The following is a 21294-nucleotide window of genomic DNA, read 5'->3' on the forward strand; positions in this document are numbered from 1 at the left end:
CCAGTCTTATGAATGATTTAGCGCCTCTCTCTGGTCTTGCCCGTCAGCTTGTTTTAGCCGAGCTACTCGATGAAAAAACGGCTCAAAGCGCAGTTGCGCAGAGCAAGATCAGTAAAGTCCCACTGGTGACACACCTAGTTCAAAATCGCCTCGTTAAAAGCCGTGCGATTGCGGAGCTGTCTGCAGAACAATTCGGCTTGGCGTTTTTAGACCTCAGCGCAGTAGATAAGGAGTCCTTGCCTAAAGAGGTCGTGAGCGAGAAGTTGATGCAACAGCATCACTTTCTGCCGCTTGCCAAACGGGGTAACAAGCTTTTTATCGGCATATCCGACCCAACCAACCAGCAGGCCATTAATGACATTCAGTTCAGTACCGGCCTTACGGCTGAGCCTATTCTGGTTGAGGATGACAAGCTTCATAACGCCATTGATCAGTACCTGGATAACGGCACCGGTGGGCTGGATCTTGGTGATATTGATCTTGATATCGAGATCAATACAGAAGAAGAAAAAAAGTCTGAAGTAGATGCGGACGATGCCCCGGTTGTACGCTTCGTCAACAAGATGCTGCTCGACGCTATCAAGCGCGGCTCGTCTGACCTGCACTTTGAGCCTTACGAGAAAATGTATCGAGTGCGTTTTCGTACCGATGGCGTCATGCATGAAATGGCACGCCCGCCTATTCAGCTGGCCCCACGCATTTCGGCCCGTCTGAAGGTAATGGCGAGTATGGATATTTCCGAGCGCCGCAAGCCGCAGGATGGTCGCGTGAAGCTCAAGGTTTCCAAAAACAAGTCCATCGATTTTCGTGTCAACACGCTTCCGACCCTCTGGGGCGAGAAGATTGTGATGCGAATTCTCGATCCCTCCACTGCGCAGATGGGTATTGATGCGTTGGGCTATGAAGAGCGCCAGAAAGAGCTTTATATGGAGGCGCTTAGCCAACCACAGGGCATGATTCTGGTAACCGGCCCCACTGGCTCTGGCAAAACCGTATCGCTGTACACAGGCTTGAACATCCTTAATACAGTCGACATCAATATCTCGACGGCAGAAGATCCGGTAGAGATCAACCTGGAGGGTATTAACCAGGTTAACGTTAACCCGCGTCAAGGAATAGACTTCGCCCAAGCGCTTAGAGCGTTTCTCCGTCAAGATCCTGACGTGATCATGGTGGGCGAGATCCGCGATCTGGAAACAGCAGAGATTGCCATAAAGGCTGCACAAACGGGTCACATGGTTATGTCGACGCTGCATACCAACAGCGCGGCAGAAACACTGACGCGCCTGCGGAACATGGGCGTACCTGCTTTTAACATCGCCACATCGGTCAACCTGATCATTGCTCAACGATTGGCACGCAAGCTGTGCCCTAAATGTAAAAAGCCACATGATGTACCAAGAGAAACCTTGTTGAGTGAAGGTTTCCCCGAAAGCCAGATCGGCAAGTTTACGCTGTACTCACCTATTGGTTGCGAGGATTGCAATAACGGCTACCGTGGCCGTGTGGGTATTTATGAAGTCGTGAAGATCACATCTGCCATGCAGAACCTGATCATGGAAGAAGGCAACTCGATCGAGATTGCCCGCAAGGCGCGTGAAGAGGGCTTTAATGACCTACGGACATCTGGCCTGCTCAAGGCCATGCAAGGCGTAACCAGCCTGGAAGAAGTAAACCGCGTCACCAAGGACTGATTGGCGCGAACTTTGCGTGTCCACTCGATGCCCATGAAGGGCTGGTCAGTCACATGAACAAGAGTGGACGTCGTCAAACAGCAAGGCTGCACATTGACAAGACGCACTCCAGCACCTGAAGAGCGGATTGCATGGCCGACAAAGCATTAAAAATGAGCGCTTTTACCTGGGAGGGAACGGACCGTAAAGGCGTCAAGATCAAGGGCGAAATGACCGGGCTGAACCCTGCCCTGGTCAAGGCCCAACTGCGCAAGCAAGGGATCAACCCCACGCGCGTACGCAAAAAATCAGTCTCGATCTTCAGCCGCGGCAAAAAGATCAAGCCGATGGACATCGCCCTGTTCACTCGTCAGCTAGCCACTATGCTGGGGGCTGGCGTTCCTTTGCTGCAGTCGTTCGACATTATCAGCGAAGGCTTTGATAACCCGAACATGCGCAAGCTGGTCGATGACGTCAAGCAGGACGTGGCAGCGGGTAACAGCCTGTCTAGCTCGCTGCGTAAAAAGCCTCAATACTTCGATGATCTCTACTGCAACCTAGTCGATGCGGGTGAGCAGTCTGGTGCGCTGGAAACGCTGCTGGATCGCGTAGCGACCTACAAAGAAAAAACCGAGCAGCTCAAGAAAAAAATCAAAAAGGCTATGACCTACCCTGCCGCGGTTGTAGTGGTAGCGATTGTGGTTTCAGCCATTCTATTGATCAAGGTTGTACCTCAGTTCCAATCCGTATTCGAGGGCTTTGGTGCAGAGCTACCTGCGTTTACATTAATGGTGATTGGCCTTTCAGAAACCCTGCAAGAATGGTGGTTTATCGTTCTGCTGGCTCTTTTCGCTTTAGGTTTCGGCTTTCAGATGGCACACAAACGGTCTGAAAAATTCCGCGATGCCGTTGACCGTTTTGTACTCAAAATACCAGTCGTGGGCGCCATTCTTTATAAGTCTGCGATTGCACGCTATGCGCGCACCTTATCCACCACCTTTGCTGCAGGCGTACCGCTGGTGGATGCATTGGATTCGGTTTCAGGCGCTACGGGTAACGTTGTCTTCCGCAACGCGGTCGACAAGATCAAGCAAGATGTCTCGACCGGCATGCAGCTGAACTTCTCCATGCGAACCACTGCCGTATTTACCTCTATGGCAGTGCAAATGACGGCCATTGGTGAAGAGTCGGGTGCACTGGACGAAATGCTGGATAAAGTGGCCACGTTTTATGAAGAAGAAGTGGACAACATGGTCGATAGCCTTACCGCTCTGATGGAGCCCATGATCATGGCGGTTCTGGGCGTACTGGTGGGCGGTTTGATCATCGCCATGTACCTGCCTATCTTCCAGTTGGGCTCGGTTGTTTAATGGAGGCTATCGAGCTTTTGGCAACCTACCCCGCCGCGTACTTGAGCTGTGCGTTGGTACTGGGCTTATTGGTTGGCAGCTTTCTCAATGTGGTCGTACACCGGCTCCCCAAGATGCTTGAGCGGGACTGGATAGCCCAGTCCCGCCAAATGCTGGAACTACCCAGCGAAGGCGAAGCGGAACCCTATAACCTTGCCAAGCCTCACTCCCATTGCCCTCACTGCCAACATCGCATTCGGCCGTGGGAAAACATTCCTGTTATCAGCTATATCATGCTGCGCGGCAAGTGCTCCAGCTGCAAGACCCCTATCAGCGCTCGCTATCCGCTGGTTGAATTGGCGTGCGGCCTGCTTTCCCTGTTTGTTGTCTGGCATTTTGGCTTTACCTGGCAGGCTGGCAGCGCCTTGTTACTGACCTGGGGGCTGCTCGCCGCCAGCCTGATCGATGCTGATCACCAAATTCTTCCAGACGTCATTGTTCTTCCGCTGCTATGGGTTGGCTTGCTGGTTAACCAGTTTGAGTTGTTCTCTAGTCTCTCCGATGCAGTCTGGGGCGCAGCAGCGGGTTATATGAGCTTGTGGGTGGTTTTCCAGCTTTTCAGGCTGATCACAGGCAAGGAAGGCATGGGCTTTGGTGACTTCAAGCTGCTGGCCATGCTGGGCGCCTGGGGCGGCTGGCAAATCCTGCCGCTTACGATATTGCTGTCCTCTTTAGTGGGTGCGATTCTCGGCATCATTCTGCTTCGCCTCAAGAATGCCGAAAACAGCACCCCGATACCGTTTGGGCCTTATCTAGCCATTGCGGGGTGGATTGCTTTGCTTTGGGGTGATCAAATAACAGGCATGTACCTTCACTTTGCCGGTTTTTGATGAGCACCCCTTGGATTCTCGGCCTTACGGGCGGGATTGGCAGCGGTAAAAGCGCCGCTGCCGAACATTTCGGCTCGCTGGGCATTCACACAGTAGATGCTGATCACGCGGCCCGCTGGGTGGTAGAGCCTGGTCAGCCCGCTCTTGAGCAGATCGCTCTCCATTTTGGCGGCGATATTCTGCTCGCTGATGGTCGTCTGAATCGCCCAGGGCTACGTGCTCGCATATTCGCCATCCCCGAAGAAAGGCGCTGGCTTGAGTCGTTGTTACACCCTTTGATCCGCCAGGAAATCATTCGGGCATTAAACGAAGCCACATCGCCCTATGCCGTTCTGGTTTCCCCTTTGCTTATCGAATCAGGCCAGACGCAGCTTACTCAACGGGTACTCGTGATAGATGTGCCGGAAGCCTTGCAGCTCGAACGTGCCATGCGGCGCGATCAGGCTGACGAGACACAGATCAAGGCCATCCTTCAGGCGCAAATGAAGCGAGCCGAGCGCTTGAAACACGCGGATGATGTCCTCATTAATGACGGGACGCTCGCGCAGCTCCATGAGCATGTCGAACGCCTGCATCACTTTTATCTCACCCTACAAGGAGGCAAGCATGCCTAAGCCACCTTTAACCGTAGATTGCCCTACGTGCGGCGCTCCCGTGGAGTGGAGCGAGGCCAGCCCCAACCGCCCCTTCTGTTCAGACCGCTGCAAACTAATAGACCTGGGCGCCTGGGCAGCAGAGGAGCACGCCATTCCCGGCAATGATCTGGAAGACGATTTGTTTTCAGAAGACATGCCACGCCGGGACCATTAAACCACTGCTCCATGGCGTCCCATACTGACCATTTTCGCCACACTTGGCTTTAAGCCGAAGCGCTCAATAACGTTTCGGCTAGCGCCTCCCTTATTTGGCCTTTGCCTTTAACGCATCTTTCAGCCCTTCGGCAGAGTCGAACTCTCGCTGCCCTACGAAACGGCCATGATCCAGCATGAGCCAAAGAACCTTTTCCTTGTCACCAGGGTAACGGGGCGCCACCCGCCCTTCGTGATCCAATAGCACGCGGTAGTTATAGTCACGCATGGCAGGAATGGCGAACAACGTCGATATCACCTTGGGCATCTGACTGATATCAGCCAGGAAGGCTACCTTGTTAGCCTCTAGATAGCCCTTGGGCTGATCCTTCAAAGCCGCCTTCACGAGATTTGCACCAGTCATGCTGCGTGCAACCAGCAGAACCTGCAGATTATCGTCCAGCGTATAAGGCTGGTCGTTCTGATCCAACAGCGTCCAGGGTGCAAGGCGCTCTCCTGGCGCCAGTGCCCAGGTCAATCCGGGCAGTAAAGCAATCAGCAATAGCACAGAGCGCAAGACGCGCATGGAGCCTCCAGTTACTGGTTCAAAGAGTGAAAACTGTATCAGCGAGCAGCGCCAGGGTGACTGGCATTTCGCTGTCATCGCTGTAAAAATATTCACGCCTGTCATTTTTCAATGTAAGCAGAACATCTACCGCAGATCCGCAAGCCTCCTCTAGAGCAAGGGCGTTGTACGCCGCCACCCTACTATCGTAATAGGCCCACCTGATGATACCGCTAAAAGAGCTTTTGGCAGCTGTGCCTCAAACGGGAATCGTACAGTGGATGGGTGTCCGCCCCGCCGCTCGAGCAGAGATGATCATTGTTGATGCTGTTGAGGCTCGCCGCGAGGCTGGCTTGACGGGCGACCATACCCGCCCCAGCCCACGCAATGCACGTCAGGTCACGCTTATCCAGTGGGAGCATCTGGCAGTTGTCAGCGCGCTCATCGGACGATCGCTTGAACCTCAGGATTTGCGCCGCAATATAGCAGTCACAGGTATTAACCTTTTCAGCCTTAAAAATCGCCGCTTTCAGATCGGTCAGGCCATTTTCGAAACAACCGGCTGGTGCCAGCCATGCGCTCGCCTGGAAGAGCGCCTAGGGCCGGGCACGTTTCAAGCAATGCGTGGCCACGGTGGAATTACTGCCCGCATCTTGAGCGGCGGAATTATTAGAGTCGGCGATACCGTAAGCGTCATCGACGACTAACCCAACGAATTACTTCATACGAGCCGCCTCATCAGCGGCTCGTATCACCGCAGGCACCTTGGCTGTCCGCGCCAAAGAATTCCAACACTATGAGTATTAAACACCATGACACATCGAATCGTAATCGTCGGCGGCGGCGCTGGGGGCTTAGAGCTGGCTACCCGCCTGGGCAGAAAGTTCGGTAAGCGCAACCAGGCACATGTCACGTTGGTCGATGCCAACCTGACCCATATCTGGAAGCCGCTCATGCATGAAATCGCCGCAGGCTCCCTGAATTCCTCAGCCGACGAACTCAACTATGTCGCCCAGGCCAAATGGAATCACTTTGAGTTTCAGCTAGGTCGCCTGACTGGCCTGGACAGAGCAAATAAGCGCATTCGTCTTGCACCTATCACCGACGAGCAAGGCAAGGAAGTTCTTGCTGAGCGAACCATGCCCTATGACACGCTCGTTATTTCCATCGGCAGTAAAACAAATGACTTCGGCACGCCTGGCGCTGCAGAGCACTGCCTGTTTCTGGATACCCGCGCCCAGGCCGAGCGCTTTCATCAACAGCTGCTCAATCAATATCTGCATGCTCAGGCAAGCAGTGAAACGGCAGCGCCCATTGATATCGCGATTGTTGGCGCTGGCGCCACGGGCGTGGAGCTGGCGGCAGAACTTCGCAATACCGCTCAGCAGTTGGTCTCCTACGGCTTGAATCGTATTCGCCCGGAAGACCTCCGTATCACGATCATCGAGGCAGGCCCGCGTGTACTACCAGCACTGCCCGAACGCATCGGAGAGCCGGTCGCTCAGCAGCTGCAGAAACTAGGTGTCCGCCTTATGACAGGCGCAGCCGTAAGCTCTATCACCGAAGATGGTCTAACCACCAAGAGCGGCGAATTCATCCCTGCCAAGCTTAAGGTATGGGCAGCTGGCATTCGTGCACCGGAGTTTCTGGCTAATATGGACGGGCTGGAAAGCAATCGAATCAATCAATTAGTGGTACGCCCCACGCTTCAAACCACGCAGGATGATGACATCTTTTCCTTTGGCGATTGCGCGGCGTGTCCGATGTCTGGAGAGGACAATCGTAATGTCCCGCCCCGGGCGCAGGCCGCGCACCAACAGGCCTCTTTACTGGTGAAATCCATAACGGCTCGTCTGAAGGGCGAAGCGCTGCCTGAATACCATTACAAGGATTATGGCTCACTGATCTCGCTTTCGCGTTATTCAGCCGTGGGCAACCTGATGGGTAATCTGACCGGGAACATCATGCTGGAAGGCTGGCTGGCACGCATGTTTTACGTGTCACTCTATCGGCTGCACCAGAGAGCGCTTTATGGAAACTTCAGAACGTTGCTGCTGATCATTAGCGATCACCTGGGCCATACACTCAAGCCAAGGCTAAAGCTGCATTAAATGATAGATGCCCTGCTTGCAAGGTGCAGGCAGGGCACAAAATCCAGACATGACAAATTTGCACAAAGCAAATAGCGCTGCGCCAAACAAACATGTGCTTAAAAGAGGAAGACTTTAAACGAGACACAGCGAAGAACTCGCTGCTTAGCGGAAATGCTTAAGAGGTTAACGCTTGGAGAAGAAAGTGGTGGGTCGTGTAGGATTCGAACCTACGACCAATTGGTTAAAAGCCAACTGCTCTACCGACTGAGCTAACGACCCACTTAATGGTCGGGGTAGGGGGATTCGAACTCCCGACATCCTGCTCCCAAAGCAGGCGCGCTACCGGGCTGCGCTATACCCCGACAAGGAAGTTGGCTCCGCGACCTGGACTCGAACCAGGGACCCAATGATTAACAGTCATTTGCTCTACCGACTGAGCTATCGCGGAACTTCTAAGCTTCCAATCTCAACCTTTGCTCTTCAGCGTTAAGCTGCGCTGCATCAGCTGAGGTGCGCCATTTTACGGGTATTGATTCCTGTGTCAACACCCTTTAGCAAATTTTATTGCAAAAAATTCATGCACTTAAGATACGCCTCGTCTGGAAACGCAAAGGGCGCCTTAAGGCGCCCTTTAGCAGACTAAGCAAATACGATGTCGTCGCCCTCTACCCTCGCCTCTATCTTGCTGCCTGGAACAAATTGCCCAGACAGAATCTGTTGGGCAAGAGGGTTCTCGATCCAGCGCTGTATGGCACGCTTCAAGGGACGCGCCCCATAGACAGGGTCGTAACCTACTGCAACCAGCTTGTTCATTGCCTCTGCCGAAAGCGCCAGATCCAGCTCACGCTCAGCCAGACGCTGACGCAGGCGGCTCAGTTGAATATCAGCGATACCGGCGATCTGATCACGACCGAGCGGTTCGAACACAACAACTTCGTCGATCCGGTTGATGAACTCCGGCCGGAAGTGGGCCGAGACCGCATCCATGACAGCAGCACGCTGAGCTTCCGGGTCGCCAACCAACTCCTGTATTTGCGCTGACCCCAGGTTCGAAGTCATGACAATAACCGCATTACGAAAGTCGACAGTACGCCCCTGGCTATCGGTCAGCCGACCATCGTCCAGCACTTGCAGCAGGATATTGAAGACATCCGGATGCGCCTTTTCCACTTCATCCAGCAGAACCACGGAGTATGGCTTACGCCGCACCGCCTCGGTGAGATAGCCACCTTCCTCATAACCGACATATCCCGGAGGCGCACCAATCAGACGGGCAACGGAATGCTTCTCCATGAACTCAGACATGTCGATACGAATCATGGCGTCTTCTGTATCGAACAGGAACTCAGCCAACGCTTTGCAAAGCTCGGTCTTACCCACCCCGGTTGGGCCCAGGAACAGGAACGACCCGCTCGGCCGGTTCGGATCAGCCAATCCTGCACGCGAGCGTCTGACGGCGTTCGCTACCGCCGTCACCGCCTCATTCTGCCCAATGACACGCTGATGAAGCGCATCTTCCATGCGCAGCAGCTTGTCACGCTCGCCTTCGAGCATTTTGCTGACCGGAATGCCCGTCCACTTGGAGACCACTTCAGCAATTTCGTCCTCGGTCACCTTGTTGCGCAGCAGCTGGTTGGCCGGCTTTTCATGCTGGTCCACCATCTGCAGGCTACGCTCAAGGTCAGGAATGACGCCGTATTGCAATTCTGCCATACGGTTGAGATCACCCTTGCGGCGCGCCAACTCAAGCTCCTGTTTGGCTTGCTCAATCTTCTGCTGCAGTTGTGCAGAACCTTGAACCTCCGCTTTCTCCGCCTTCCAGACCTCTTCCAGATCGGCATACTCCTGCTCAAGCCGGGCGATGTCTTCACGGAGCTTGCCAAGGCGCTTCAGGGCACCTTCGTCACTTTCTTTCTTGAGCGCTTCCTGCTCAACCTTCAGCTGGATCAAACGACGCTCCAGGCGGTCAAGCGCTTCGGGCTTGGAGTCGATTTCCATCCGAATACGACTTGCGGCCTCGTCGATCAGGTCAATTGCTTTGTCGGGCAGTTGCCGATCCGTAATGTAGCGATGCGACAGCTTGGCGGCCGCAATGATGGCCCCATCAGTAATCGCGACCTTGTGGTGCACTTCATACCGCTCTTTCAAGCCGCGCAGGATCGCAATGGTATCCTCCTCGCTCGGCTCATCGACCAGGACTTTCTGGAAACGACGCTCCAAGGCGGCGTCCTTTTCAATGTACTGACGATACTCGTCAAGCGTGGTAGCGCCCACACAATGCAGCTCGCCGCGGGCCAATGCAGGCTTGAGCATGTTACCTGCGTCCATGGCGCCTTCCGCCTTACCGGCACCTACCATGGTATGGAGCTCATCGATAAAGAGGATGACACGCCCTTCCTGTTTGGAAAGCTCATTCAACACCCCCTTGAGGCGCTCCTCGAACTCTCCTCGGAATTTGGCACCCGCAATCAACGATCCCATGTCCAGGGCCAACAGGCGCTTATCCTTCAGGCCATCGGGCACTTCACCATTGACTATCCGCTGAGCCAGCCCTTCAACAATGGCTGTTTTACCAACGCCCGGCTCACCGATCAGCACCGGGTTATTCTTGGTACGGCGCTGCAGAACCTGGATAGTGCGGCGAATCTCGTCGTCACGACCGATCACAGGGTCAAGCTTGCCCTCCTCCGCGCGCTTGGTAAGGTCAACCGTAAACTTATCCAATGCCTGACGAGACTCCTCAGCATTAGGATCGTTGACAGCATCACCGCCGCGCAGGTTGTTGACGGCATTTTCCAGAGCCTTGCGGGAAACACCCTGCGCCAGCAGTATCTTGCCAAGCTTGGTGTTCTCGTCCATAGCAGACAGCAGCACCAGTTCGCTTGAAATGAATTGGTCTCCCTTCTGCTGAGCCAGCCGATCGGCCTGATTCAACAGACGCGCCAGATCCTGAGACAGGCTGACATCCCCGGTAGGGTTCTGAATCTTTGGCAGACTGTCCAACTCCTCGGTCAGGGCCTGGCGAAGCGTCTGGATATCAAAGCCGACCTGGCGAAGCAGCGGTAGAATCGAACCGCCCTGCTGATCCAGCAAGGCAGAAAAAAGATGCACGGGCTCGATGGCCGGATGGTCATGTCCCACCGCGAGGGACTGGGCGTCGGCCAACGCAAGTTGCAATTTACTGGTTAAACGGTCAATTCGCATGACTATGTCCTTTATATGAGCGCGGGTCAGGGACGCACCATAAAAAGCGTCACAACGATTACCCGCCGAGATGCCTCTTACATAAGGACAATTCTGCTCGATTCAAGCGCTGGCCATTTGACCTGGATCAGTCGGATCACGCCTCATCCAGAGGCTGGGTCAGCCAGATCAGGCTGGCTAGGCGTCCTGTCTGCGGGGAGCGCCTAAAGGAATAAAATCGCGCAGTGTCGGTATACGTGCACCATCCGCCACCGTAGATGGCATCAATGCCGATGGATTCCAGCCGCAACCGCGCCAGCTGGTAGATATTCGCCATGAAGCGCCCGTTATTGACGCTGGGTTTGAAGGCTGTTTTTGCCCGGGAATGCTCTGATACGAACGCCTCGCGCACTTCAGCCCCAACTTCAAAGGCGTCAGGACCGATTGCAGGCCCAAACCACACCAGGATATCTCGAGGGCTCGACTCAAGCGACGCAGCCGTTGCTTCGAGCACACCACTTACCAGCCCTCGCCATCCGGCATGAGCAGCCGCGACACGCGTCCCTTGCCGATTACAAAAAAAGACAGGCAGGCAGTCTGCCGTCATGATCGTTGCAGCAATGCCAGGCGTCGACGTCCAGGAGGCATCAGCCTCAAGCACTTGGGCGGGATCAGCCTCAACGACAGAAATCCCATGCACCTGCTTTAGCCAGGCGGGTCGACACCCTAGCGAGTCGACTAACCGTTGCCGGTTTTCCGCCACGGCGGCCGGATCATCCTGCACATGATCGCCCAGATTAAGATTCTGATAAGGTCCATGACTGACGCCCCCTGACCGAGTCGTAACGCAGCCTCTCACGTTGGCAGGCGCAGGCCAGTCGGGAGTCAGCCAGTCATTCATCCGGTAAACGCCTCACGATCCTGACGCAAAAGGCTAAGCAGCCAGACGATATCCTCAGGCAGAGGAGACTCCCAGCTCATACGCTCCCCCGTCACCGGATGATCGAGTTCCAGGAAGCGGGCGTGCAGCGCTTGCCTAGGAAACTCTCGAAGCGTCTTGACCAGCGTTGGGTTGGTAGCAGGCGGAATTCGGAAACGCCCGCTGTATACCGGGTCCCCTACCAGCGGAAAGCCGATGTGAGTCATATGGACCCGTATCTGGTGAGTCCTGCCAGTCTCCAGCTTGACGCGCACATGCGTATAGGCCCGGAATCGATCCAGGACACGATAATGGCTGACCGCCGGCTTTCCACCGGTAACCACAGCCATTTGCTGGCGCCGTTGGGAGTGACGGCCTATAGGCGCATCTACCGTACCTCCGGAAACCACCACGCCCGCCACAACCGCCTCATAAATACGACTGACGGAGCGTGCCTGAAGCTGGGCCACCAGATTGGTTTGTGCTTCCAGGGTCTTGGCGACAACCATCAGGCCGGTCGTATCCTTGTCCAGACGATGGACAATACCGGCACGGGGCACGTTTGCCAGCGACGGTACATGATGGAGCAACGCATTGAGGAGCGTACCATCGGTATGGCCTGCCGCAGGATGGACGACCAGCCCGGCAGGCTTGTCCAGCACGAGCAAATGGTCGTCCTCATAGACAATATTGAGCTCGATATCCTGCGCCACCCAATCGCCCTGCGCTTCTCGCTCCGCGCGCAAGGACAGTACGGCGCCGCCATGCACCAGATCACGTGGACGCAGGACCGCGCCATCAACAGTTAGGCTGCCTTCCTTGATCCAGGAAGACAGGCGAGAACGGGAATATTCAGAGAACAGCTGAGCCGCTACCTGGTCGAGACGCTGACCGCCGAGTTCTGTAGGCACTTCGGCGTTGAGTTGGATAATATCGGACATAGCAGCCAACAAAGGCGTGTAGCTTTTGGTTTCAGCCACACGCTGTGGTTAAATACGAAAACTTTTTGCCCTGGCATGATGTTCATGCCGGGTTGTTCATCATAACAGGACGGTTCCGGCTCCGTCAGCCGACCGTTTCAGGGAACGCAAAGCCGCCATGCAATTGAAGCACCTGCTGCTGATCGCCAGCCTCGCCCTCACCGCTGCCTGTTCCTCCAAAGCACCTGAAGTGGCAGAAAACCTGAGCGAAACCGAGCTCTACAAGCAAGCTCAGGAAGATTTGAACAACAACAACTACAACCAGGCTGTCAGCAAACTCAAGGCTCTTGAGTCCCGCTATCCGTTTGGCCGTTATGCAGATCAGTCTCAGCTTGAGCTTATCTATGCCAACTACAAGAACGGAGAGCCTGAAGCTGCCCGTACATCGGCAGACCGCTTCATTCGTCTGCACCCGCAGCATCCAAATGTCGACTACGCCTACTACATGAAAGGTGTAGCATCCTTTGAACAGGACCGCAGTCTTCTGGCGCGCTTCCTGCCATTGGATATGACCAAGCGTGACCCGGGTGCTGCCCGTGACTCATTCAATGACTTTGCCCAGTTCACCAGCCGTTTTCCAAACAGCCGGTACGCACCTGACGCCAAGGCGCGCATGACCTATCTGCGCAACCTGCTGGCAGCGTATGAAGTCCATGTGGCCGATTACTACCTGCGCCGCAAGGCTTATGTCGCTGCGGCCAACCGTGGTCGTTATGTTGTCGAAAACTTCCAGGGCACCCCATCGGTAGGGGATGGCTTGGCAGTCATGACAGAGGCCTATCAGCACCTGGGGCTCAACGACCTGGCAGCCACCAGCCTGGAAACTCTGAAAATGAACTATCCGGACAACCCGAGCCTGGATAACGGGGAGTTCAAACCCAAGCAGCGTAGCGAAGATGATCGCTCGTGGCTGGCACGCGCAACCCTGGGTCTGGTTGATCGTCCCAGCGAGCCGCTCCCGCCAGGCGAGACACGAGCTGCTCAGGATGTACAGCGCCAATACGAAGATGCGAAGCGTGAAATTCCACAGGAGCTGCTTCCAGAGAATCAACCTGCAGCTGGAGAGTCCGAAAACCCTGATACTCCGCGTCGCTCATGGTTCAGCCGTCTGACGTTTGGTCTTTTCGACTGATGCGAACCTGAACAAAAAAGGAGGCTTTAAGCCTCCTTTTTATTTACTCCTGAAGGTCCGCAAAATAAGACACCTCATTCATAAGAAGATCATGATGAGGTATAACGCTCCAACGGCCATCACACGCTGCAATGGGGCTTCCTTTTGCAGTCTTCTAATGTGCCGTAACACCTGAAACGGGTTTAGTAACGGTCGCACTACTATTTAGAGAACACTATGGGTTTGTTTCGCCTGCTTTTCTGGCTAGCTCTGATTATCGCTGTTGTATGGCTGTGCCGCCGCCTGCTACAGGCGAAACCACAGAAGTCACAGAAAACACGCTTGGCCAAACCACAGCCAATGATTCGCTGCGGTCACTGCGGGGTACACATTCCTCGCGATAAAGCCCTACCACACGGAGAGCGCTGGTTCTGCTGCCAAGATCACTTACAAAAAAGCCTGAGCAGTGAGCGCTGATTTTTTTCATTACAACCTGCAGGACAGTCGTATCCTGAGGTTGTATCACTACTACCGGGTCATTGTCGGGCTGGTTTTTATCCTTCTGGTTTCCACCAATCTGGACGACAACCTTCTGAAGGTAACCGAGGGTAAAAACTTTGTGGTCGGCAGCTGGATTTACCTAGCGGGTAATATCCTGGCGATTTTTCTGCCACCACTGCGCAAGCAAAAACAGATCTTTGCCCTGGCTCTAGTGGATATCGGGCTGCTGACCTATCTCATGTACAGTGCTGGCGGTACACCGAGTGGTATTGGCAACCTCATCATCATTACCGTATCGATCGCCAACATTCTTCTCGTTGGGCGTATTGGAATTCTGCTGGCGGCCTTGGCTACCCTTGCCCTTATTTATGCAACCGCCTATAGAACGCTTAGCCTTCCCGCAGAGGCCAATCAGTATGTTCAGGCGGGAGGCCTGGGCGCGCTGTGCTTTGCCGCCGCATTTCTGGTGCAAAGTCTCGTCAGCCGATTGTCCAAAAGCCAGACCCTGGCAGAAGAGCGGGCGCACGTCGTTGCCGATCTGGAAAATCTGAATGCGCTGATCCTCGATCGTATGCGCACCGGCATTCTGGTTCTGGACTCAAGAATGGCGCCTATCCTGGCCAATCCTGCCGCTCGAGAGCTGCTCGGTCATCCAGACCTGGATACCGAGGATCTGAATGATCAATGCCCGGAATTGATGGACCGGCTACTACAGTGGGAAAGGAATCGGACGCTTCGCCCTGCACCCATGCAGGCGTTTAGCGAAGGCCCACTGATCCAGCCCAGCTTCGTCCCTATTCAGCGGAGCGGCAATCAGCATACTCTGATTTTTTTGGAAAACATCTCTCGTATTGCTCAGCAGGCACAGCAGCTGAAGCTTGCATCACTGGGACGCCTCACGGCGGGCATCGCCCATGAAATTCGCAATCCTCTAGGAGCCATAAGCCACGCGGCACAGCTTCTTCAGGAATCAGAAGTGCTCGATCAGCATGATCTTCGCCTGGCCCAGATCATTCAGGATCACTCCCGGCGCATGAACATCATCATCGAGAATGTCCTGCAACTTTCTAGACGCCGCCAGGCAGAGCCCCAGCTGCTGGACCTCAAATACTGGGTGCACCGCTTTGCAGGTGAATTCAGAACCACTCTACGTGAGCAACAGTTTGTCTATGTGCAAACGACATCGGGTACGATACAGACCCGCATGGACCCTAGCCAGCTGACTCAGGTGCTAACCAACCTCGTTCAAAATGGCCTACGCCATAGCAGCAAGCTGCACGGCAAGGGACAAGTGTGGCTGGATCTCTTCCGTGACCCCGACTCAGACCTTCCCATATTGGATGTCATTGATGATGGGCCAGGTGTACCTGAAGACCAGATCACCAACCTTTTCGAACCCTTCTTTACCACCGAAAGCAAAGGAACCGGGCTCGGCCTCTATATTTCCCGCGAATTATGCGAGAGTAATCAGGCCCGCCTCGACTACCGCCAGCAGGAACAAGGCGGCTGCTTCCGCATTACCTTTGCCCATCCGCGCAAGTTGAGCTGAACATGAATCGACAGAAAGTCCTGATCGTTGATGACGAACCCGATATCCGAGAGCTGTTAGAGATCACATTGGGTCGCATGAAGCTCGACACCTTTAGCGCAAAGAACGTAAAAGACGCAAAGGATCTGTTGGCTCGGGAATCCTTTGACTTGTGTCTGACCGACATGCGCCTTCCAGATGGCTCCGGTCTTGATCTCGTGCAATACATCCAGCAGAAATATCCAAACCTTCCCGTAGCCATGATTACCGCTTTTGGAAGTCTGGATACGGCCATCCAGGCATTGAAAGCCGGCGCCTTCGATTACCTGACCAAACCTGTTGATCTTCCTCGGCTCCGGGAGCTTGTAAGCACCGCCTTACGCCTGAGCAGCTCAGCGCCTACCCCTATCAAAGTGGCAGATCACAGGCTGCTGGGTGACTCACCGCCCATGCGTACGCTACGGGCTCAGATCGGCAAACTCGCTCGCAGCCAGGCGCCCGTCTATATCAGCGGTGAGTCCGGCAGCGGTAAAGAGTTGGTCGCCCGACTGATTCACGAGCAAGGCCCTCGTGCGGATCGCCCCTTTATTCCGGTCAACTGTGGCGCCATTCCATCAGAGCTGATGGAAAGCGAGTTTTTTGGTCACAAAAAAGGCAGCTTTACGGGTGCCATTGAAGACAAGCAGGGCCTATTCCAGGCCGCCCAGGGCGGTACTTTATTTCTGGATGAGGTCGCCGATCTGCCGCTAGCCATGCAGGTAAAACTGCTTCGTGCCATTCAGGAAAAGGCTGTACGCCCCGTCGGTGGGCAACAGGAAGTAGCGCTGGATGTACGGATACTAAGTGCCACACATAAAGATCTGGCCGCCGAAGTAGCCGCTGATCGCTTCCGGCAAGACTTATTTTATCGCCTCAACGTCATTGAGCTTCGCGTACCCCCGCTACGTGAACGACGCGAAGACATTGCGGAACTGTGCTCGACTATCCTGAAACGTCTCGCCAAGGAATCACAACAGGATCTGGCCCAGCTGACAGATGACGCTCTCGCCAAACTCAAGAGCTATCGCTTTCCGGGTAATGTTCGCGAGTTGGAGAACATGCTTGAGCGAGCCTATACCCTTTGTGAAGACAACCTGATCAAACCAAGCGATTTGCGCCTTGCAGATACTCCTCAGTCCTCCAGCGCTGGCGAAACCAGTCTGGCCAACATCAGTAATCTTGAGGATTACCTGGAAGAGATCGAGCGAAAGCTGATCATGCAAGCGCTTGAGGAGACGCGCTGGAACCGTACAGCCGCCGCTGAACGGCTCGGGCTTTCCTTCCGCTCGATGCGGTATCGCCTGAAAAAGTTGGGCATCGATTGATTACACGTAGCTGATCTCCAGCCTTGAGTCCGGCAGATAAGGTGCCGGATCGATGATAGGCGCCTCCCCTGTGATCAGATTGGTCAACAGCTGGCAGGAGGCAGGCGCCAAAACCAAACCGTTACGATAATGACCGCAGTTGAGCCACAAGCCAGGCCGCGCGGATACTGGGCCAATATAGGGAATACCTTCAGGCGATCCTGGTCGTAGCCCAGCCCAATGAGCAACCATTGGGCTACCTTCCAGTGCAGGCAACAGCTCGATGGCTGAACGCAAAAGACTTTCGTGCGCTGCCTGGGTAGGCTTCTTGTCAAAGCCTGCATGCTCCAATGTACTGCCTACCAGAATATGCCCATCTCGCCGCGGGATGGCATAGCGCCCTTTAGCCAGCACCATACTGGGCAGAAAATCATCTGCGCATTTGAATAGCATCATCTGGCCCTTAACCGGCTCGACAGGCAAGCTGATGCCAATGCTCTTCAATAACGAGCCGCTCCATGCTCCCGCTGAAACAACAACATGCCTAGACTGGACGACAATGCCATCCACATAAACACCGGTGACAGCGTCCCCTTCCTGAAGAAATGCCTGCACTTCGCTTCCAGTCTTTATGGTTACGTTGGGCATAGCAGCCAGAGCGGCTTGAAGGGACTTAACCAGCCGCGGGTTTCTGACATTAGCCACATCCGCCATGTAAATAGCCTTCTTGAAGCCCTCCCCTAATACCGGAACGTGGGAATAGACCTCTTGAATAGGTATCGAGGCCAGAGGCCGTTGTTTGTCTTTGGCCCAGGCAAGCGCCTCAGCCTCATCATCAAGATCCAGCCAATACAGCCCTGTTACATGGACCTCAGGATCTACACCTGTCCTTTCTAAAAGCTGAGCACCAAGTTCCGGGTAGAAATCTTGAGACCAGTGCGCCAACGCGGTGACGGGAGCGCTGTAGCGCCAGGGATAAAGCGGAGAAACGATACCTCCGCCGGCCCAGGAGGCCTCACTACCAACCTGAGCCCGCTCAAAAAGTACGATTCGTTGGCCAGATAAGGCCAACCTTAGGGAGGTAAGCAGACCTATGACCCCACCACCAATTACAACCACATCGTAAAACATGTCACATCCTTCTGTAGTGGCTTCTTGACATGAATCTGCTCAACTGGCAAAAACCGCCATGACCAGGACGGTCTGATGTAATGTTACACGCAAAGGATATGTTTCATATGGATACCAGGAAGCAAGCTGGCTTCAACTTGTTAGAGCTCATAATCGTACTGGCTTTAACAGTAGTTATTACCTTAATCGCCTTACCCTCTTATAAACTTTTTCTCGATAAAAATAATCGAACCATTTTGGGTGATACCCTAAACCAGCATATCGGCTACGCAAGATCAATGAGTATCTTACAAGGCAGAGCGATAGAAGTATGCGGTTCAAGTGATGCTACCCACTGTGACGCTACATGGGAAAAAGGCTGGCTAATACAGTCTCCATCTACACGCGAAGTCTTTCTTTCACACACTATAGAATCCTCAGACAAGCTCTTTTGGCGAGGAAACAGGGATAGCATACGCTTCCAAGGGAACGGCACATTAATATTCGGAAACGGAACTTTCTTTCTATGCAACGCCAAAAATACGGTCCTTTGGAAGTATGTACTAAGCAGACAAGGCCGGATACGTGAAGCAAGAAACAAAGAGATTACTGAACTATGCATGTAATAAACTATTAAAAACAAGACATTTATTAGGCTTGTTGATCACCGACATACAGAGCATTGAACCTTTATGGCAGCCACTCTAAAGCCATATGAAGTCGAAAAGCACAACTTATGAGCAATCTCAATAGCAGGTTGACCGGTTATCGACGGATGGAATCCGGCCATCCCTTCAGTGGCGACAGAAACAGGTTCTGACGTCACTCTATAGCCATAAAATTGACTTGGGATTCAGCATGCTACGTTACAGAGGCTCTCTTGGATTCACCTTAATAGAGCTTATGGTGGTTGTAGCGCTGGTAGCTGTCGTTGCAACCATAGCCATGCCACAGTTCTCTCTTCTGATCCAATCCAATCAAGTGCAATCAACCAGCAATGAGCTGTACGGGGCGCTTATGTATACCCGTGGTGAAGCTGTTGCGCGTGGAGTACCTGTGACGATAACAGCACCCTCGGCAGATGGATGGACTCAGGGCCTTAAGATTACTAGTGGCTCAGAAACCCTTCGAGACTACAGCGACACAGGCTTGAATCAACAAAGCGTAAACGCAACGGGCACTAAAGTATCGATCACTTTTGGCCCACTAGGAATCGTTACAAAAGCAAATGGTGCTGTCTGCACTCAAGGGAATTGCGAGTCAATTATTTTGATCTGCTCTAAGGGCGGAACCGGTGCGAAAGGTAAAAAAATCACAATAGAGCAAAACGGAAATATCTCTAGCCCTACAGATGCCGCAGCTACGGCAGGCGTTACGGGGTGTAAAGCATGAGTCGGCGCATGAGTTCAAAAAACCACTCCACTGGCTTCAGCATGATTGAGGTCTTGGTCAGTCTGCTAATACTTTGTATTGGAATATTAGGCATGGCTGCGCTTCAAACGCGAAGCATTAAGCTTACTCAGGACTCTGTACAACTTAATAACGCCACCATGCTGGCAGGCGACTTGCTGGAAATGATGAGAAGCAACCCTGGAAATAACAGTGCGCTTTTTACAACGTCATCGAACTATTACAAGCCGCTAAATAGTGACTTTCAGACGACACCGCTAGCAAGCGGAGAGTCATGCGCAAGCTTAGATCGTAGCTTGGGCGGAGAGGCTGTGGCTAGAAAAGACTTAACCTGTTGGTTAATGCAAGTTAAAGCTCAACTTCCGGTTAACGACGATTTAATAAAAAGCAATTTTGCCGTATGCCCTCAAAGCACTCCAGACAATACTTGCACCTCCGGCAGCAATAGCTCTGTCGTTATGATTCAAATAGCGTGGCAAGACAACTCAGGGAGCTGCGCCAATAATGTTTGCTACTATCGCTTGCGTACTGAACTTTAAAATGAACCAAATAAACTCTCATTATAAGCAAGCAGGGCTATCACTTATAGAGATAATGGTTGCCCTTACCATTAGCTGCTTTTTGATACTAGGCGTATCCCAAATATATATCACCAACAAACGCAGCTACGCATTTCAACAGAGCCAAGCGAATAATCAAGACAATAGTCGATTTGCTCTTATGGTTCTCGAACAGCAACTAGCCAGAACCGGATATAGAGCTGATCCACTAAAAAACAATATGATACAAAGCTTTCCTGAAGCTAAAAGCATAGACAGTTGCCCTTCATTTCAAGCAGGACAAACCTATCAAATAGCCAAGTTAAAAAATGATCGTGACAGCATCTGCTTTCGCTATCAAGGGGCAGAGGCCCCTAATGATGCCGATTGGGATTTGGACTGCTTAGGCAACTCGATCCCTTCAGGCAAAGTCATTGTCAGCCGAATAACTTACAGCTCGACTGACAGCAAAATAACTTGTACTGCACAAGGTAAAACCGCAACTCTAGTTACAGGCTTGACCGACTTCAAATGGTTTGTTTTGCCTAACACTAATGACTCTGCTGTGCAGTCCATCCGCTATGCAGCATTGTTTTCCTCGCAAAACAATGTTCAGGATGGCATATCGAGTGACGCGATAAATCGCTGGAACACTCTTACTGGCTCTAACTTAGATAACAACGGAAAGAAACTTTATCAAATTTCTCAAAGCACCGTTGCCTTAAGGAATTTAATGCCATGAAACTCTCTTCACGCCAGGAAGGAGCCGTTCTTTTAGTCGCTCTAGTAATGCTATTACTCATTACCCTGATCGCAACTGCGAGTATTCGAGAAACAGCGTTACAAAGTCGAATAAGCGGAAGCGTGTCTGAACGTAAGCAAGCATCTAATGCGGCAGAGGCAGCATTACGAGAAGGCGAAAGAAGACTATTGAATCATCCAACAGCAAGCGAAGGCTATGCAGATTGCGGAGTTAGCACTGAAAATCTTAATACTAACTTATGCATATTAGGCACAGACCGCTTCAAAACAAATTCGGTTGCGGGCTCAAACTGGTGGGCAATTGGATCTAAATATGCAATCGATTACAAAGGTTCCTCTGACACCTATCCAGCCTCATTTTCTAGCGGGCCTCGCTGGAACGCGGCGTATATGGGACAAGAGTCCATAGATGCGAGTGGCTACTCTTACGACAATACATCGCCAGTAACGTATTACTATCGCGTAACGTCTATGGCCTACCCGAACGAACAAAAACGTTTCCCCGTTATTCTACAATCTGTAATCAGCGTAGAGCGCTAAAAGAGAGCCG

21 protein-coding genes and 3 tRNA genes are annotated in these 21294 nt (G+C 53.1%); 16 read left to right on the forward strand and 8 right to left on the reverse strand.

The features are described from left to right. Positions 1–8: 8 nt before the first annotated feature. The 5 genes from pilB to yacG all read left to right on the forward strand — a co-directional run bounded on the left by pilB (position 9) and on the right by yacG (position 4722). Positions 9–1694 carry a type IV-A pilus assembly ATPase PilB gene (pilB, locus tag EAW52_RS17365; RefSeq protein ID WP_122043366.1) on the forward strand — a complete coding sequence of 562 codons (1686 nt, stop codon included), beginning with the start codon at positions 9–11 and terminating at the stop codon, positions 1692–1694. Positions 1695–1825: 131 nt separating this feature from the next. Then, the gene (locus tag EAW52_RS17370; RefSeq protein WP_122043367.1) at positions 1826–3043 is read left to right on the forward strand and encodes a type II secretion system F family protein; all 1218 of its coding nucleotides are present in this window, start codon (positions 1826–1828) and stop codon (positions 3041–3043) included. Continuing rightward, entirely contained in the window at positions 3043–3912 is an 870-nt protein-coding gene (locus tag EAW52_RS17375) for an A24 family peptidase (protein ID WP_122043368.1), read from the forward strand. The genes EAW52_RS17370 and EAW52_RS17375 overlap by 1 nt, the downstream gene beginning before the upstream one ends. After that, positions 3912–4526 (forward strand): dephospho-CoA kinase, encoded by a 615-nt coding sequence (gene coaE / locus EAW52_RS17380; protein ID WP_122043369.1) that lies wholly within the window; start codon positions 3912–3914, stop codon positions 4524–4526. Before EAW52_RS17375 ends, coaE begins: the two co-directional genes overlap by 1 nt. Continuing rightward, entirely contained in the window at positions 4519–4722 is a 204-nt protein-coding gene (gene yacG / locus EAW52_RS17385) for a DNA gyrase inhibitor YacG (RefSeq protein ID WP_010797204.1), read from the forward strand. Before coaE ends, yacG begins: the two co-directional genes overlap by 8 nt. A gap of 90 nt (positions 4723–4812) precedes the next feature. Here yacG and EAW52_RS17390 read toward each other — a convergent pair whose 3' ends face one another. Continuing rightward, positions 4813–5286 carry a hypothetical protein gene (locus tag EAW52_RS17390; protein WP_010797203.1) on the reverse strand — a complete coding sequence of 158 codons (474 nt, stop codon included), beginning with the start codon at positions 5284–5286 and terminating at the stop codon, positions 4813–4815. 203 nt (positions 5287–5489) lie between these two features. Between EAW52_RS17390 and EAW52_RS17395 the strand changes: the two genes are divergently transcribed. Continuing rightward, positions 5490–5972: an MOSC domain-containing protein gene (locus EAW52_RS17395; protein WP_122043370.1), complete on the forward strand. Its 483-nt coding sequence runs from the start codon at positions 5490–5492 to the stop codon at positions 5970–5972. Positions 5973–6077: 105 nt separating this feature from the next. Next, positions 6078–7376: an NAD(P)/FAD-dependent oxidoreductase gene (locus EAW52_RS17400; RefSeq protein ID WP_122043371.1), complete on the forward strand. Its 1299-nt coding sequence runs from the start codon at positions 6078–6080 to the stop codon at positions 7374–7376. Between the two features lie 185 nt (positions 7377–7561). On the opposite strand, the gene EAW52_RS17405 is transcribed toward EAW52_RS17400, so the two are convergent. The 6 genes from EAW52_RS17405 to rluD all read right to left on the reverse strand — a co-directional run bounded on the left by EAW52_RS17405 (position 7562) and on the right by rluD (position 12401). Continuing rightward, a tRNA-Lys gene (locus EAW52_RS17405) sits at positions 7562–7637 on the reverse strand. Between the two features lie 6 nt (positions 7638–7643). Then, positions 7644–7720: transfer RNA gene (locus tag EAW52_RS17410), tRNA-Pro, on the reverse strand. Positions 7721–7730: 10 nt separating this feature from the next. After that, a tRNA-Asn gene (locus EAW52_RS17415) sits at positions 7731–7806 on the reverse strand. 191 nt (positions 7807–7997) lie between these two features. Next, positions 7998–10562, reverse strand: a complete 2565-nt coding sequence (gene clpB, locus EAW52_RS17420) for an ATP-dependent chaperone ClpB (protein WP_122043372.1) — start codon at positions 10560–10562, stop codon at positions 7998–8000. A 136-nt stretch (positions 10563–10698) separates the two neighbouring features. Further along, on the reverse strand, positions 10699–11442 hold the full coding sequence (pgeF, locus tag EAW52_RS17425) for a peptidoglycan editing factor PgeF (protein WP_122043373.1): 744 nt from the start codon (positions 11440–11442) through the stop codon (positions 10699–10701). Then, the gene (rluD, locus tag EAW52_RS17430) at positions 11439–12401 is read right to left on the reverse strand and encodes a 23S rRNA pseudouridine(1911/1915/1917) synthase RluD (protein ID WP_122044843.1); all 963 of its coding nucleotides are present in this window, start codon (positions 12399–12401) and stop codon (positions 11439–11441) included. The genes pgeF and rluD overlap by 4 nt, the downstream gene beginning before the upstream one ends. Before the next feature lie 157 nt (positions 12402–12558). On the opposite strand from rluD, the gene EAW52_RS17435 reads away from it, so the two are divergent. The 4 genes from EAW52_RS17435 to EAW52_RS17450 all read left to right on the forward strand — a co-directional run bounded on the left by EAW52_RS17435 (position 12559) and on the right by EAW52_RS17450 (position 16944). After that, on the forward strand, positions 12559–13572 hold the full coding sequence (locus tag EAW52_RS17435) for an outer membrane protein assembly factor BamD (protein WP_122043374.1): 1014 nt from the start codon (positions 12559–12561) through the stop codon (positions 13570–13572). Positions 13573–13788: 216 nt separating this feature from the next. Next, positions 13789–14028: a PP0621 family protein gene (locus EAW52_RS26435; RefSeq protein WP_122043375.1), complete on the forward strand. Its 240-nt coding sequence runs from the start codon at positions 13789–13791 to the stop codon at positions 14026–14028. Next, positions 14018–15601 (forward strand): PAS domain-containing sensor histidine kinase, encoded by a 1584-nt coding sequence (locus EAW52_RS17445; protein WP_122043376.1) that lies wholly within the window; start codon positions 14018–14020, stop codon positions 15599–15601. The genes EAW52_RS26435 and EAW52_RS17445 overlap by 11 nt, the downstream gene beginning before the upstream one ends. A gap of 2 nt (positions 15602–15603) precedes the next feature. Then, positions 15604–16944, forward strand: a complete 1341-nt coding sequence (locus tag EAW52_RS17450) for a sigma-54 dependent transcriptional regulator (RefSeq protein ID WP_122043377.1) — start codon at positions 15604–15606, stop codon at positions 16942–16944. Here the strand turns inward: EAW52_RS17450 and thiO are convergent, their stop codons facing one another. Continuing rightward, the gene (thiO, locus tag EAW52_RS17455; protein ID WP_122043378.1) at positions 16945–18054 is read right to left on the reverse strand and encodes a glycine oxidase ThiO; all 1110 of its coding nucleotides are present in this window, start codon (positions 18052–18054) and stop codon (positions 16945–16947) included. It lies immediately after the preceding gene. Positions 18055–18161: 107 nt separating this feature from the next. Here thiO and EAW52_RS26885 point away from each other — a divergent pair, with 107 nt between their 5' ends. From EAW52_RS26885 to EAW52_RS17480, 5 genes are all read left to right on the forward strand, one after another. Continuing rightward, a complete protein-coding gene (locus EAW52_RS26885; RefSeq protein ID WP_162997655.1) occupies positions 18162–18659 on the forward strand; it encodes a GspH/FimT family pseudopilin in 498 nt (165 codons plus the stop codon). 232 nt (positions 18660–18891) lie between these two features. Further along, positions 18892–19425 carry a GspH/FimT family pseudopilin gene (locus EAW52_RS17465; RefSeq protein ID WP_122044845.1) on the forward strand — a complete coding sequence of 178 codons (534 nt, stop codon included), beginning with the start codon at positions 18892–18894 and terminating at the stop codon, positions 19423–19425. Positions 19426–19433: 8 nt separating this feature from the next. Then, entirely contained in the window at positions 19434–19982 is a 549-nt protein-coding gene (gene pilV / locus EAW52_RS17470; protein ID WP_122043379.1) for a type IV pilus modification protein PilV, read from the forward strand. Then, positions 19948–20724, forward strand: coding sequence for a PilW family protein (locus EAW52_RS17475; RefSeq protein ID WP_122043380.1), 777 nt, complete (start codon positions 19948–19950; stop codon positions 20722–20724). Before pilV ends, EAW52_RS17475 begins: the two co-directional genes overlap by 35 nt. Then, positions 20721–21284 (forward strand): PilX N-terminal domain-containing pilus assembly protein, encoded by a 564-nt coding sequence (locus tag EAW52_RS17480; protein WP_122043381.1) that lies wholly within the window; start codon positions 20721–20723, stop codon positions 21282–21284. The genes EAW52_RS17475 and EAW52_RS17480 overlap by 4 nt, the downstream gene beginning before the upstream one ends. Positions 21285–21294: the final 10 nt, after the last annotated feature.

The organism is Pseudomonas sp. LTJR-52 (assembly GCF_003691465.1).
Classification (GTDB): domain Bacteria; phylum Pseudomonadota; class Gammaproteobacteria; order Pseudomonadales; family Pseudomonadaceae; genus Chryseomonas; species Chryseomonas luteola.